The sequence below is a fragment of the Lysinibacillus sp. NPDC095746 genome (assembly GCF_044763535.1).
Classification (GTDB): Bacteria; Bacillota; Bacilli; order Bacillales_A; family Planococcaceae; genus Lysinibacillus.
The window spans coordinates 1-14,235 of the sequence record NZ_JBIWGL010000034.1 but is presented as its reverse complement, the minus strand read 5'-3'; the positions used below and the strand labels follow the sequence as shown (position 1 = coordinate 14,235).

At 38.2% G+C, this 14,235-nt stretch carries 11 protein-coding genes, 1 riboswitch and 1 other annotated feature; all 11 genes read left to right on the top strand.

What is annotated here, in order from left to right; all coding sequences use genetic code 11:
- Window positions 1–288 precede the first annotated feature (288 nt).
- The 11 genes from ACIQ7N_RS20005 to ACIQ7N_RS19955 all read left to right on the top strand — a co-directional run bounded on the left by ACIQ7N_RS20005 (window position 289) and on the right by ACIQ7N_RS19955 (window position 13,951).
- Window positions 289–1,239, top strand: coding sequence for a nuclease-related domain-containing protein (locus ACIQ7N_RS20005; RefSeq protein WP_402935436.1), 951 nt, complete (start codon window positions 289–291; stop codon window positions 1,237–1,239).
- A gap of 2 nt (window positions 1,240–1,241) precedes the next feature.
- Window positions 1,242–1,403 (top strand): hypothetical protein, encoded by a 162-nt coding sequence (locus tag ACIQ7N_RS20000; RefSeq protein ID WP_402935433.1) that lies wholly within the window; start codon window positions 1,242–1,244, stop codon window positions 1,401–1,403.
- A 444-nt stretch (window positions 1,404–1,847) separates the two neighbouring features.
- A complete protein-coding gene (locus ACIQ7N_RS19995; RefSeq protein WP_402935430.1) occupies window positions 1,848–3,539 on the top strand; it encodes an AMP-binding protein in 1,692 nt (563 codons plus the stop codon).
- Between the two features lie 207 nt (window positions 3,540–3,746).
- Window positions 3,747–4,328, top strand: coding sequence for a fatty acid metabolism transcriptional regulator FadR (locus tag ACIQ7N_RS19990; protein WP_132357294.1), 582 nt, complete (start codon window positions 3,747–3,749; stop codon window positions 4,326–4,328).
- Window positions 4,329–4,533: 205 nt separating this feature from the next.
- Complete coding sequence (locus ACIQ7N_RS19985; protein WP_402935427.1) at window positions 4,534–5,307, top strand: enoyl-CoA hydratase; 774 nt, start codon at window positions 4,534–4,536, stop codon at window positions 5,305–5,307.
- A 117-nt stretch (window positions 5,308–5,424) separates the two neighbouring features.
- On the top strand, window positions 5,425–6,198 hold the full coding sequence (locus tag ACIQ7N_RS19980; RefSeq protein WP_132357138.1) for an electron transfer flavoprotein subunit beta/FixA family protein: 774 nt from the start codon (window positions 5,425–5,427) through the stop codon (window positions 6,196–6,198).
- Between the two features lie 51 nt (window positions 6,199–6,249).
- On the top strand, window positions 6,250–7,227 hold the full coding sequence (locus tag ACIQ7N_RS19975) for an electron transfer flavoprotein subunit alpha/FixB family protein (RefSeq protein WP_248716766.1): 978 nt from the start codon (window positions 6,250–6,252) through the stop codon (window positions 7,225–7,227).
- A gap of 548 nt (window positions 7,228–7,775) precedes the next feature.
- Window positions 7,776–8,009, top strand: a binding site (T-box leader).
- A 58-nt stretch (window positions 8,010–8,067) separates the two neighbouring features.
- A complete protein-coding gene (locus ACIQ7N_RS19970) occupies window positions 8,068–9,417 on the top strand; it encodes an amino acid permease (protein ID WP_402935424.1) in 1,350 nt (449 codons plus the stop codon).
- A gap of 133 nt (window positions 9,418–9,550) precedes the next feature.
- Window positions 9,551–9,862, top strand: coding sequence for a thioredoxin (trxA, locus tag ACIQ7N_RS19965; protein ID WP_004226420.1), 312 nt, complete (start codon window positions 9,551–9,553; stop codon window positions 9,860–9,862).
- A 317-nt stretch (window positions 9,863–10,179) separates the two neighbouring features.
- Window positions 10,180–11,970, top strand: coding sequence for an excinuclease ABC subunit UvrC (gene uvrC / locus ACIQ7N_RS19960; RefSeq protein WP_402935421.1), 1,791 nt, complete (start codon window positions 10,180–10,182; stop codon window positions 11,968–11,970).
- A gap of 373 nt (window positions 11,971–12,343) precedes the next feature.
- Window positions 12,344–12,522: riboswitch (Lysine riboswitch) on the top strand.
- Window positions 12,523–12,712: 190 nt separating this feature from the next.
- Window positions 12,713–13,951 (top strand): aspartate kinase, encoded by a 1,239-nt coding sequence (locus ACIQ7N_RS19955; RefSeq protein WP_402935418.1) that lies wholly within the window; start codon window positions 12,713–12,715, stop codon window positions 13,949–13,951.
- The last annotated feature ends 284 nt before the right edge of the window (window positions 13,952–14,235 follow it).

Genomic DNA, 14,235 nt, shown 5'->3' with positions numbered 1-14,235 from the left:
AAAACTAATCAGGTAGCAAGAAAAAGTGATCGGGTATCATTGAAAACTGATCAGGTAGCGAGAAAAAGTGATCAGGTAGCAAGTGAAACCACTCAGATTGTATCAGGTAAGTAAAGTGTGGAATCACTCAAAAGTGTAACGCCCAGACAGTAGAAATCTAGGTATCCACAAATTTTCTTAAATATAAAATATCTCTTCATTTAATCGCTTAAATTTTTATTTTAAAAAAAGCTATATGCAAAGGTAGAAATACCTGCTATATTCAAGGCAAAAAGAAGGGAGTATTTCATGTTATTAAAACCATTTGAGCAAGCAGCAATGATAACTGGATTACGTGCATTGGTTCATCGATTGGATTCGAGTCATCCGCTTCATATAAAAATTTCTCAAGATTTACAGCAGTTAGAAGCGGGTGATTTTGGAGAGCAAAGCATTATAAGAGAATTACAAAAGCTATCTAGGAGCCTTGAAATCTACATTTTACATAATATTACTTTATTTAAACCTGTTCCTATTCAACTTGATGTCGTAGTTATTACTCCGTATGCTGTTGTTATAATTGAAAGCAAAAATATACGAGGTAATATAGAATTGAAGCGTAGCCCAAGGCAAATGGTTCGTGTTTTAGAGAATGGAGATAAACATATTTTCAATCACCCAGAAATTCAACTCGATGAATATATTTTTGGCTTAAGTGAATTTTTTAAACAGCTAAATTTACAAGCAGAAATATTCGGTATCATAGTTTTCCCCTTTAATAATGCCGAGGTTTACTACGAAGAAGGTAAGTATCCAGTTTTAATGAGGCGTGAATTGACGTATTTTCTTAGACAACATATAAATAATAGTAAGTCAAAAAGTAAGATTCCTACGTCAAAAATAGCCAACCTTTTACTTAAGCATCATCGTATTTTTCAGACTCCCCCACTATGTATTCATTATAATATTGATCCCAAAGCCATAAAAAAAGGTATATTTTGCAGTCATTGTTATCAATTCAAATTAACCCGGCAAAAACATAGTTGGTTTTGTCCAAGGTGTAAAATATATGATAAAACCGCGGCTAATCAAGCATTGCAAGACTACTGTGTATTAATCGATGAGAAAATTAATACACAAACTGCTCGTTATTTTTTAGAATTATCAAATCGGCATCTTGCGAAGAGAATAGTACAAGATTATTCCAATAAAAAGGAAGGACAAAATAATCAAACCGTTTATTATTTGAAGGATAGGTAATAATGCAGGAGAAATTAGCTCCTAAAGTTTCAAAAGCTGCTTGGGTAATGTCAAAAAACTATCAGGTAAAGAGGGAAACTGATCGGGTAGCTCCTAAAACTGATCAGGTAAAGAGGGAAACTGATCGGGTAGCTCCTAAAACTTCAGGTAAAGAGAGAAACTGATCGGGTAGCTCCCAAAACTGATCAGGTAAAGAGAGAAACTGATCGGGTAGCTCCCAAAACTGATCAGGTAAAGAGAGAAACTGATCAGGTAGCTCCAAAACTGATCAGGTTAAGTGTAAAAATCATAAGTTCCATCACCCCATCACAAAATACTACTAAAACCTATTAATATTCCTTCAACTATCTAAAAAGTTAGCATTAAAAAATATTTTCGGAATATAGAAATATTAACTCAATCAAGTGCATAAAAAAAGATAGAATGAATGAGTATTCATACGCTCTATCGATCCAAAATCATAGGGAATATAGTTATATAAATGTTGTCAAATGCATAATAATTAATCGAAAATGCATTTATTTTCTATTTTGTGTTTGAAAGAGTATTTCATTTTCATTATAATTAAAATAAGAGTTTACAAGTTTGGGGCAAAGGGGAGAGGACGTATGACAACAAAACCATGGCTAAAAAATTATCCTGAAGAAGTACCATCGTCTTTAACGTTTGAGGAAATTCCTGTGCAAGAGTTTTTGACACGTGCCTATAAAAAGAATCCATCTAAAGTTGCGATTCATTTTATGGGAAAGGATTTGACGTACACTGAGCTATATGAGTCAGCGCTAAGGTTCGCAAACTATTTACAAGCTCTTGGAATAGAGAAGGGAGATCGAGTAGCTATTATGCTGCCGAACTCACCGCAAAGTGTAATCGCTTATTACGGGGCAATGTATGCTGGGGCGATTGTCGTACAAACAAATCCACTTTATACTGAGCGTGAGCTTCAATATCAAATGGCTGATTCAGGTGCGAAAGTTATTTTATTGATGGATATTTTGTATCCACGTGTTATGAAAATTATAAAAGAAACTGCACTTGAAAATGTCATTGTCACGGCTATTAAAGATTATTTACCATTTCCTAAAAATTTGGTTTATCCGTATATTCAAAAAAAGCAGTATGGTTTTAGTGTGAAGGTTGAACATAGTGGTCAAAATCATTTATTTACAGAAATTATGCGCTCAGCGCCCATCAAAATGATTGATATTCCCGTTGATTTTGAAGAGGACGTAGCATTGCTTCAATACACAGGTGGAACGACTGGCTTCCCTAAGGGTGTCATGTTGACCCATAAAAACTTAATTGCAAATACAACAATGTGTGATGCATGGATGTATAAATGCGTACATGGTGAGGAAACCATTATGGGTATTCTGCCATTCTTCCATGTTTATGGTATGACGGCTGTTATTTTATTATCCGTATTCACGCAAAATAAGATGGTATTATTACCAAAGTTTGATGCAGAAACAGCGTTGAAAACGATTGATAAGCAAAAACCAACACTATTCCCAGGTGCACCGACTTTATATATTGGTTTATTAAATCACCCGGATATTGCAAAGTACGACTTATCGTCCATTAAAGCATGTATAAGTGGATCCGCTTCATTGCCAGTAGAGGTGCAGGAGAAATTTGAAGCGGTAACAGGGGGGAAACTTGTAGAAGGCTATGGATTAACAGAAACTTCTCCTGTTACACATTCAAATCCTATTTGGGGTAAGCGTGTCATGGGCTCGATTGGTTTACCTTGGCCAAATACGGATTCAATAATTTTACGTGCAGGGGATGCTGAGGCGCTTCCAGTTGGTGAGGTTGGTGAAATAGCTGTAAAGGGCCCTCAGGTTATGAAAGGCTATTGGAATCGCCCTGAGGATACTGCAGCGGCGTTCGTAGATGGATGGTTTTTAACAGGCGATCTTGGCTATATGGACGAGGAAGGCTATTTCTATGTAGTTGATCGTAAAAAAGACATAATTATCGCAGGTGGTTTTAATATTTACCCTCGTGAGGTAGAGGAAGTACTATATGAGCGTGAGGAAATCCAAGAATGTGTAGTAGCGGGCATTCCTGACCCGTATCGTGGAGAAACCGTAAAAGCTTATATTGTTTTAAAAGAAGGATATTCGATTACGGAAGACGAATTAAATAAATATTGCCGTCAAAACTTAGCTGCTTTCAAAGTTCCACGTTATTATGAGTTTAGAGATGACCTACCGAAAACAGCAGTTGGGAAAATTTTGCGCCGTTCACTAGTTGACGAAGAAAAAACAAAATTGGTGAATAAAGAAGCAAAATAAATACGTGGTAAAGTATTGACAAGTAAAGATGTAAATTATAATATGAAAATATGAATGAATGACCATTCATATTTTCATATTTTTTTAGGTGACCACGTCATATCCTTAACAATATATCAGTTTGAGATGGCTGATATTGAAGGATGACATTCGTGTATTTAGCATGAATTAAGACGTGTGCAAGTTTTTTTAGGTGGTGATATAAAAGTGAAACGTGATAAGCCAAAATATAAGCAAATTATTGATGCAGCTGTCATCGTTATTGCAGAAAATGGGTATCACCAAGCACAGGTATCGAAGATTGCAAAACAGGCAGGGGTGGCCGACGGAACAATCTATTTATATTTTAAAAATAAAGAAGATATATTAATTTCTGTCTTTAATGAAAAAATGGCTGTTTTTGTAGAGTCATTACAAGATATAATAGAAAATGGAAGTACGTCTAAGGACAAACTTTCACGAATGATTGAAAATCATTTTAATGTTCTAGCGACAGATCGATACCTAGCAACCGTTACACAATTGGAACTACGACAATCGAATAAAGATTTACGACTAAAGATTAATGCGGTGTTAAGAGAGTATTTACAATTACTTGATCAAATTTTAATCGAAGGTATGCTATCAGGTGAGTTCAGTCAAACGATGGATGTACGCTTGGCACGCCAAATGGTATTTGGAACAATTGATGAAACCATTACGTCGTGGGTTATGAATGATTATCGATATGATTTGATAGAACAGGTTCCAAAAGTTCAGGCATTAATCTTGAACGGCATTAAAGCTTAACTTCTTTCAGCAGAAGTCTCCCACCTCAATAGGTGGAGAGATGAGTGCGAATTTAAGCTATTTGTCAGCGGGTGTCCAAACGCCCGCTGAAAGAAGTTAAAGCCTCCGGCGGATGTCATGGAATCGGAAAGGAGTTCTTTGTGCAAGCACAAAGCCGATTCCAGACGCAATTATGCCAAGGCAAAATTGATAAGGATGTGGAGAAATGGAATTTCTAAGTTGGAAAGCAGAGGATGGAGTAGCGATTATTACAATTGCACGCCCACCAGCCAATGCATTATCTCGCGGAATCATTGCCGAAGTAAATGCTGTGCTAGATGAAGTAGAAAATGATGACACTGTACGTGTCCTTATATTTCATGGCGAAGGTCGTTTCTTCTCAGCTGGTGCAGACATTAAAGAATTTACAGAGGTTGGATCTGGTGATGAATTTTCAAAGCTAGCGAACAATGGCCAACAAGTTTTTGAACGAGTTGAATCGTTCTCTAAACCTATTATTGCTGCAATTCATGGTGCCGCACTAGGTGGGGGCCTTGAATTAGCGATGAGTTGTCATCTGCGCTTTGTGACAGAATCTGCAAAATTAGGATTACCTGAATTACAATTAGGTCTTATTCCAGGTTTTGGGGGTACACAACGTCTACCTCGATATGTAGGGGTTGCAAAAGCTGCGGAAATGATGTTTACGAGTGAGCCGATTTCTGGAACAGAAGCTGTACAATGGGGTTTAGCGAATCGTGCATTTACAGATGAAGCATTATTGGAAGAAACGCTAAAGGTAGCGAAGAAAATTGCGAAGAAGAGCCCGGTTGCTTTAAAAGCAGCTATTCAAACATTGCAATATGCAAAGCATGCTTCGTTTTATGAAGGTATTGAGGCAGAAGCAAAATCCTTTGGCACAGTATTCGTTTCGGAAGATGCAAAAGAGGGAATTCAAGCATTTATTGAAAAACGCGAGCCTGTGTTTACTGGTAAATAATATTCCATCAGTGTCGATAGCGACTTGAAAGAGTGTTATCGACGTTATCGACACTGAAAATATATAATATTTATAAGTTTACTTAGAAATAAAAAACGTTGCAGGAGGTATGGATATATGAATATTTTTGCATTAATTAAACGTACGTTTGATACAGAAGAAAAAATTGTTGTGTCGGGTGGTAAAATCCAAGAGGATGGCGCAGAGTTCATCATCAATCCTTACGATGAATATGCCATTGAAGAGGCAATCCAAGTACGTGACGCTGCAGGCGGTAAAGTAACAGTTGTGTCAATTGGTGGCGAAGATACAGAGAAGCAATTGCGTACAGCTCTTGCGATGGGAGCAGATGAAGCAGTTCTTATTAATACGGAAGACGATCTAGATGAACTAGATCAAAATGCAGCAGCATATATTTTAGCTGAATACTTAAAAGATAAAGATGCTGATTTAATTTTAACAGGAAACGTTGCAATTGATGGAGGCTCTGGTCAAGTTGGACCTCGTGTTGCAGATTTACTAGGTATTAACTGTGTAACAACAATTACAAAGCTTGAGATTGACGGAACATCTGCGAAAATTGTACGCGATATTGAAGGTGACTCGGAAGTTATTGAGACATCTTTACCACTTTTAATAACAGCTCAGCAAGGTTTAAATGAGCCACGTTACCCATCTTTACCAGGGATTATGAAAGCGAAGAAGAAACCGCTTGCAGAACTTGAGTTAGACGATTTAGATATCGATGAAGATGATGTAGAGGTTAAGGTAGAAACAGTTGATATTTTCTTACCAGCTCAAAAGGCAGCAGGCCGTATTCTAGAAGGCGAACTTTCTGCACAAGTAAAAGAGCTTGTAAACCTACTTCATACAGAGGCGAAAGTAGTTTAAGTCATCTGATGACACAAATCGAATCTTAAAGGGTAACGGAGGGAATATACTATGACAAAAAAAGTATTAGTATTAGGTGAAGTTCGTGAAGGAAGCTTACGTAATGTTTCTTTCGAAGCAATTGCGGCTGCAAAGCAAATCGCAGATGGTGGTGAGGTTGTTGGTGTTCTTTTAGGGGATGCTGTGGCAAACTTAACAGGTCCATTATTTGAATATGGGGCAGATCGTGTTGTAACAGTGGAGCATCCACATTTAAAACAATATACATCTGATGGCTATGGTCAAGCTTTATTAGCGGTAATTGAGGAAGAAAAGCCAACTGGTATCGTATTTGGTCATACTGCAAACGGTAAAGATTTATCACCAAAAATTGCAAGTAAATTACAAGCAGGTCTTGTATCCGATGTAACGTCAATTGAGGGTGCTGGCGATGATGTTGTATTCATCCGTCCAATTTACTCTGGTAAGGCTTTTGAAAAAGTTAAAGTAAAAGACGGTATGGTTTTAGCTTCAGTTCGTCCAAATAATATTGCACCATTAGAAAAAGTAGCCGGTAAATCAGGTGACATCACTTCTATTACTGTAGATATTACAAACCTTCGTACAATCATTAAAGAGGTAGTACGTAAATCTTCAGAGGGTGTTGATCTTTCTGAGGCAAAAGTAGTTGTAGCAGGTGGTCGCGGCGTAAAATCTGAGGAAGGCTTTGAACCATTAAAAGCTCTAGCGGATTTACTTGGTGGTGCAGTTGGTGCTTCACGTGGTGCGTGTGATGCTGAATATTGCGACTATTCACTTCAAATCGGTCAAACGGGTAAGGTAGTAACACCAGACCTTTACATTGCAGCTGGTATTTCAGGAGCAATTCAACACTTAGCTGGTATGTCAAACTCAAAAGTAATCGTTGCGATTAATAAAGATCCAGAAGCAAATATTTTCAAAGTTGCGGACTACGGTATCGTAGGTGATTTATTTGAGGTAGTGCCTCTGCTAATCGAAGAATTTAAAGCGTTAAAAGTGAATGCCTAATAAATGCGCGGGGAAGATATGTCTTCCCCGCTTTTTTACGTTCAAATTTTTTGACTTTTTGAAGTTATTGCAAAATAAAATGTTGACATAATTAATTTTAGAACGTATAGTGATGAATATTAATTTAACTTTTTTCAGTGGATCAACCATCTGTACCTGTCGCTACGCTTTCGGTACAAAAGAAATCCGCTGAAATAGAGGAACTCAGTCTAAGAACGCCACGTCCTGTGGCAATTTATCAAACGTAAGCAAAGCGACAGCAAGAGGGTTTATCTGTGCGAAAGCGAAGCAACTACAACATGGTTTTATCTGTGCGAAAGCGAAGCGACAGCAACATGGTTTTATCTGTGCGAAAGCGAAGCGACAGCAACAACAACGACTGAGTGACCAACATCCCGTTGGCCATAGCCTCCGGCGGATGTCACGGAATCGAAAAAAGCGTTAGCCTAAAATCATCAATGATAACGACTAACTGACCTACATCAGCAGGCCTAAGCATAAAGCCGATTCTAGACACAATTATACCGAGGCATAAGTGATTTTTATAAAGAAACGCAAAGATTAGGAGTAGTAAAAGCTCATTATTTGGTGAAGAGAGCTGCGGGTTGGTGCAACGCAGTCCAATAAGACTTTGAACTTGCCTAGGAGCGGTAAGATAGATGGAATTTACGAAATATTCTATTTGTTGAACGGTTAACCTTCGTTACTAGGTTTTTAAGCAGGGTTCTTAAAGAACCAATTAGAGTGGTACCGCGGTTTGCTTATGGCATATCGTCTCTTCTTTCATTTGATAATGAAGGAACTGACGATATGCCTTTTTTGATTTTAGGAGGTAAGGATATGGAAAATGACAATCAGAGATTAAAAAGAACGATGACATCACGACATATTACGATGATGGCTTTAGGTGGTGCCATTGGTGCAGGGTTATTTAAAGGAAGTAGTGCAGCTATTGATATGGCAGGGCCATCAGTACTTATTGCGTACTTAATTGGCGGGATTATCTTGCTATTTGTTATGCAAGGTTTAGCAGAAATGGCAGTCCGAAATAGCGAAGCCAGAACATTTAGAGATTTAGTGCAAGCCGTTTTAGGAAAGTATCCAGCTTATTTCCTAGATTGGATCTATTGGAAAATGTGGGTATTAAATATTGCTGCAGAATCTATAGTTGCGGCCATTTTTATTCAATATTGGTTGCCAGATTACCCGATCTGGATACTTGCATTATCTGTTTCGGTGTTAGTTACAGCTATTAATTTATTATCTGTAAAAGTTTTTGCTGAAACTGAATATTGGCTGGCGTTAATTAAAATTACTGTCATTGTGGTATTCATCATAGCCGGTTTAATTTTATTGCTTGTTACTTTTGGTAATCATACAGCTGTTGGTTTCTCCAATTTAACGGAGCATGGCGGTTTCTTCCCGAACGGATCAATGGGATTGATTGCTGCAATGCTTGTAGTTATTTACTCTTATGGTGGTACTGAAATTATTGGTATTACATTAGCTGAAACGAAAAATCCTGAGAAAGTAGTGCCAAAAGCTGTTCGCAGTACATTAGTACGTATTGTGACTTTTTATTTAGTTCCTTTCTTTATTATCGTTAGCTTGATTCCTTGGGATGAAGTAAACGGGGTGCCAGAAAGTCCGTTTGTAATGGTCTTTAAAATGATTGGGATTCCTGGTGCTGACCATATTATGAACGCTGTTGTTTTACTAGCAATTATTTCATCAATGAACTCTGGGCTTTATGGTTCATCACGAGTTCTGTATACACAAGCTGTAGACGGACGTGTTCCTAAAATCTTTGCACATTTATCAAAAAGGAAAGTTCCGGTATATGCCATATTAATGTGTACTTTAGCTTTATATATAGCTGTAATCTTTTCTTTATTTGCGGGAAGCAAAACATTTGATTTCCTAATGGGTTCGCTTGGATATACCGTGTTATTTATTTGGTTAATTATTGCGATTGCGCATCTGAAATCGCGGAAAATACAGCCGGAAAAAACAAGTTCCTATGCAGTGAAATGGTTCCCTTACACAACTTGGATCGCTATTATTGCGTTAAGTGCAATTCTAATTGGAATTATTTTTACAACATCGATTATCGTAACAGTTATTACATTAGTTATTTATCTTTTTATTACGTTAACGTATGTCTATAAAGGTCGTTTTCATGAAAATTAAGCTAAAAAACAAAACAACTTATTGCCTTTTTCGACCTTATTTTTCATAAATTTCGCATACTAGGCAGATTGTTCGCTCAAGAGAATTTATCCATGCTATACTACAAGCATAGTAAGCTTAAGGAGGATTTCAAATGGCAATTGTACATGCAACAGATGCAACTTTCCAAGATGATATTAAAGAAGGGTTAGTACTAGTAGACTTTTGGGCTGCTTGGTGCGGACCTTGTAAAATGATTGGACCAGTTCTTGAAGAAATGGATGCTGCAGGTAGTGCGGCTAAAATTGTAAAAGTAGATGTAGATAATAACCAAGGTACTGCAGCACAATACCAAATTATGTCAATCCCATCATTACTATTATTCAAAGACGGTGAATTAGTAGATAAAACAGTTGGTTTCCAACCAAAAGAAGCATTAGAAGCGTTTATCGCAAAACATGCTTAACTTCTTGCAGCAAATGTCTCTTGTACCGAAAGCGTAGCGACAGGTACAGAAGTCTCCCACCTCTACAGATGGTGAGATGAATGCGAATTTAAGCTCTTTTCAGGGGTGTCCAAACACCCGCTGAAAGAAGTTAAAGCTTCCGGACGCAATTATGCCGAGGCATAATTGATCCTGTAAGAAAAAAAGAGTCAAGCCATCAATAAGATGTGCTTGGCTTTTTTTCGTTATATAATATAGAGAAAAAGCGGAAGTTATCCTTATAAATATGAGAAAATAAAGGGACAAACGCTACTTTAAGAAAAAGGGGCAGGTAGGCGATGAATGATTTAATGAAACGAAAGCTTGAAATTTTACCAGATCAGCCTGGCTGCTATTTGATGAAAGATCGACAAGGAACCATTATTTATGTCGGGAAAGCTAAAGTGCTGAAAAATCGAGTACGCTCGTATTTTACTGGTTCGCATGAAGGGAAAACACAGAGGCTTGTAGGTGAAATAGAAGATTTTGAGTACATTGTGACATCCTCCAATATTGAAGCTTTAATTTTAGAGCTTAATCTTATAAAACTACATGACCCGAAGTACAATGTTATGCTGACGGATGATAAAACGTATCCGTATTTAAAAATTACAAATGAAAAACACCCGCGCCTTATTACAACGCGAAAAGTGAAAAAGGATAAGGCAAAATATTTTGGTCCATATCCGAATGCGTATGCAGCAAGTGAGACGAAAAAGCTGTTAGATCGTTTATATCCTCTTCGAAAATGTGTACAACTCCCTACCAAGGTTTGTTTGTATTATCATATGGGGCAATGCTTAGCCCCTTGTGTGAAAGATATAGATGCAGAAATTTACCACAATATGATTGAGGATATGACAAAGTTTTTAAATGGTGGGGTTGAGGAAGTCAAAAAGGAGCTAGAGGTAAAAATGCTAGCGGCCGCAGAAAATTTGGAGTTTGAGCGTGCAAAGGAATTTCGTGATCAAATTGCACATATTGATACAGTCATGCAAAAGCAAAAAATCGTATCGAGTGATACAACGAATCGCGATGTATTTGGCTATGCCGTCGAGAAGGGCTGGATGTGTGTTCAAGTTTTCTTTGTTCGTCAAGGGAAGCTCATTGAGCGAGATGTCTCGATTTTCCCGATTTATCAAGAGGCGGAAGAGGAATTTTTGACATTCGTTGGACGATTTTACGACAAGCTAGAGCACATTAAACCTAAGGAGATTTTTATCCCACAAACCATTGATGCAGAAATTTTAACGGAATTACTAGAAGTTAAGGTACTAACACCAAAACGAGGGCAAAAAAAAGAGCTAGTTGAATTAGCGACAAAAAATGCTGAAATTGCGGTAGCGGCAAAATTCCAGCTTATTGAACGGCAGGAAGAACGCACAATAGGAGCATGTGAGGCGCTCGGTGAAGCTATGGGCATTTCTGCACCTTTACGGATTGAGGCTTTCGATAATAGTCATATGCATGGGACAGATGCTGTATCTGCAATGGTTGTCTTTATCGATGGAAAACCTGCGAAGAAGGAGTATCGAAAATACAAAACACGTACAGCTGCCAAGCATGATGATTACGGGGCGATGCAAGAAGTAATTCGCCGTCGATACACACGCGTATTAAAAGAGGGTCTACCTTTACCGGATTTAGTACTAATAGATGGCGGCAAGGGGCAAATGGAAGTCGCGCGAGAAGTATTAGAGGATGAACTCGGCCTTGTCATTCCAATTGCCGGATTAGCAAAAGATGAAAAGCATAATACGTCACAGCTTCTATTTGGTGATCCAGCTGAAGTAATTGCGTTAAAGCGCACAAGCGATGGATTCTACTTACTACAGCGAATCCAGGACGAAGTACACCGTTTTGCTATTAACTTCTTACGACAACAGCATGAGAAACATGCAATACAATCTGTCCTCGATAATATAGAGGGCATTGGTCCGAAGCGAAAACAACAATTACTCAAGTATTTTGGCTCTGTCAAAAAGATTCGTGAGGCAAATGTGCAAGCATTACAGGAAGCAGGGATGCCTGCTAACCTGGCTAGCAATATTTATGATTATTTTCATCCAGTAGAAGACTCCCACCTCTAAAGGTGGTGGGATGAATGCAGATAGAATTCCTTTTCAATGGGTGTATAAACAACTACAGTTTAAAAACCCCACGTATTGTGGCAACGACTGAGTGACCAACATCTTGCTGTTGCGCTACCGCTGCGCTTTCGCGCAAAAAATATTTGCCGCTGCCGCTTCGCTTTCGCGCAAAAAATATCTGCTGGTCAAAGCCTCCGAACTTAATTACGCCAAGGCAAAATCGATATTCAATAAGATCCATTGTCAAAGGATTAGGCGTATGCTAAGGTTGTATATAACATAGCTTTTTAATATAGCAATGTTTTTTAGTAGTTTCTATTTATTAAAATGGGAATTTCTTCATTAAGTTTCAAATTAAATACGATCACTATTTAGTGATGATAGAGGTGCAAGGTTCAAGAGTAGTACATACGAGGACGAACAAGTCCGGTGAAAATGTATGAAAGGGGAACTTGCCGAAGTGGAGCATCGTTGTTTCCGATGCTGTGCTGGTTTTACATTTAAGAGATGTAAGACTGTCGATTCTAAACGTTTCGGAGAGCTATCACACATGCGCAAGTTACTTTATTGTACATGTTATAGGCAGCTTTTCACGTTATGTGAGAAGCTGCCTTTTTAGATTTTCTCGAAACAACATTTTTTCAAGGCTGTTAGGCGTTTGCTTTTGTCATGTTATTAAAGTTGCAAAAGTATCGCTGCTTTTAATCAGCGAAATGATTGAATACGAAGGAGAATGATAAAGATGGCGAGAGTTGTGATGAAATTTGGTGGTGCTGCATTCGCATCAACAGAGCACATTCAAAATGTAGTGAAAAAGGTTATTGCGGAAAAGGAAAGAGGTTTTGATGTTGTCGTTGTCACTACAGCTATGAGGGGGATGGCTAAAGAATTAGCAAAGATGGCTCGTGATTTGTCAGACCATGCATCTAAGCGTGAACTAGACGCACTATTTTCAACAAGCTCACAACTTACAAGTACATTGGTAGCAATTGCTATACAGGAGAAAGGATATGATGCCGTGTCATTAACGGGCTGGCAGGCAGGCATTGAAACCGATGCTATGTATAGCAATGCCCGTATTGAGGAAATGAATGCTAGTCGAATTGAAGAGCATTTTGTACAGGGGAAAATCGTTATCGTTGCTGGGGAACAAGGTATCGATAATTCACGGAATATTACGACGTTAGGTAAAGGTGGTGCGGAAACGTCGGCTCTAGCAATTGCAGCAAAATTGAAGGCGGAGCGGGTAGATATTTACACGAATGTGGACGGCGTCTATACAGCTGATCCAAGTCATGTTGCTGGGGCACAAAAACTAAAAGAAATTTCCTATGATGAAATGCTAGAGCTATCAAACTTAGGGTCACAAGTTTTACACCCGCGAGCCGTAGAGTTAGCAAAGAAATTTCAAATCCCAGTTATCATTCGCTCGAGCGAAATAGATACTGTAGGTACTTTATTGAAGGAGGAAGTTGAAATGGAAAAAAATTTAATTGTACGTGGTGTTGCCTACGAGTCAGATGTTATTCGCTTAACTGTTGGTTATGATGCTTATTCTAATGCTTCGTTAGCAAATATGTTCACAATACTTGCAGAAAATCGCATAAACGTCGATATAATTGTACAAGCAATAATTGATGGTTTAAAGCCGACGGTATCTTTTACTATTTTAAAAGAGGAGTTCGCTGAAGCATTACGTGTTCTAGAAGATAGTAAATTATCACTAGGGTTTAGTTTTGCTGATTTTGAAATTGGCTTAGCAAAGGTTTCTATTATTGGCTCGGGGATGGCATCTAACCCAGGGGTGGCTGCAAGGATGTTTGATCGTCTACGTCGTGAAAATATCCCTGTAAAAATGGTAAGTACTTCTGAAATAAAAGTGTCTGTTGTTGTACCTCAGGACGAAATGATTCGTGCAGCAAATGCATTACATGATGAATTTAATTTATTTCGAGAAGTGTCTTTTGTACCGAAAGCGTAGCGACAGGTACAGAAATCTCTCAGGGGAGCTGCATGCGGTTTTGAGTCACTTTTAAGCGGCGTGGATAGAGCAGCCAAAGCGACGGATAAAGATTGTAGAACAAGCGCTTTACATATAATGTTGAAAAAGATGTGCCAGTAAAATGAGGGCACTGAAAAAGTCTATATCTTCTCAGATCGCGAGGTATTAAACGAGTAAATCGTTGAATACCTCGCTTTTTTCATTTGGCACTGTGACTCTACTGTTGTTTTCCGAAGCATTCCGCTCGCTTTCCGCGGGCGAGC

Bases quoted from the DNA above. Each gene is read 5' to 3' on its own strand.
- ACIQ7N_RS19995 (WP_402935430.1), top strand. From the start codon at position 1,848: ATGACAACAAAACCATGGCTAAAAAATTATCCTGAAGAAGTACCATCG.
- trxA (WP_004226420.1), top strand. From the start codon at position 9,551: ATGGCAATTGTACATGCAACAGATGCAACTTTCCAAGATGATATTAAA.
- ACIQ7N_RS19955 (WP_402935418.1), top strand. From the start codon at position 12,713: ATGGCGAGAGTTGTGATGAAATTTGGTGGTGCTGCATTCGCATCAACA.
- ACIQ7N_RS20000 (WP_402935433.1), top strand. From the start codon at position 1,242: ATGCAGGAGAAATTAGCTCCTAAAGTTTCAAAAGCTGCTTGGGTAATG.
- ACIQ7N_RS19970 (WP_402935424.1), top strand. From the start codon at position 8,068: ATGGAAAATGACAATCAGAGATTAAAAAGAACGATGACATCACGACAT.
- ACIQ7N_RS19975 (WP_248716766.1), top strand. From the start codon at position 6,250: ATGACAAAAAAAGTATTAGTATTAGGTGAAGTTCGTGAAGGAAGCTTA.
- ACIQ7N_RS19985 (WP_402935427.1), top strand. From the start codon at position 4,534: ATGGAATTTCTAAGTTGGAAAGCAGAGGATGGAGTAGCGATTATTACA.
- uvrC (WP_402935421.1), top strand. From the start codon at position 10,180: ATGAATGATTTAATGAAACGAAAGCTTGAAATTTTACCAGATCAGCCT.
- ACIQ7N_RS19980 (WP_132357138.1), top strand. From the start codon at position 5,425: ATGAATATTTTTGCATTAATTAAACGTACGTTTGATACAGAAGAAAAA.
- ACIQ7N_RS20005 (WP_402935436.1), top strand. From the start codon at position 289: ATGTTATTAAAACCATTTGAGCAAGCAGCAATGATAACTGGATTACGT.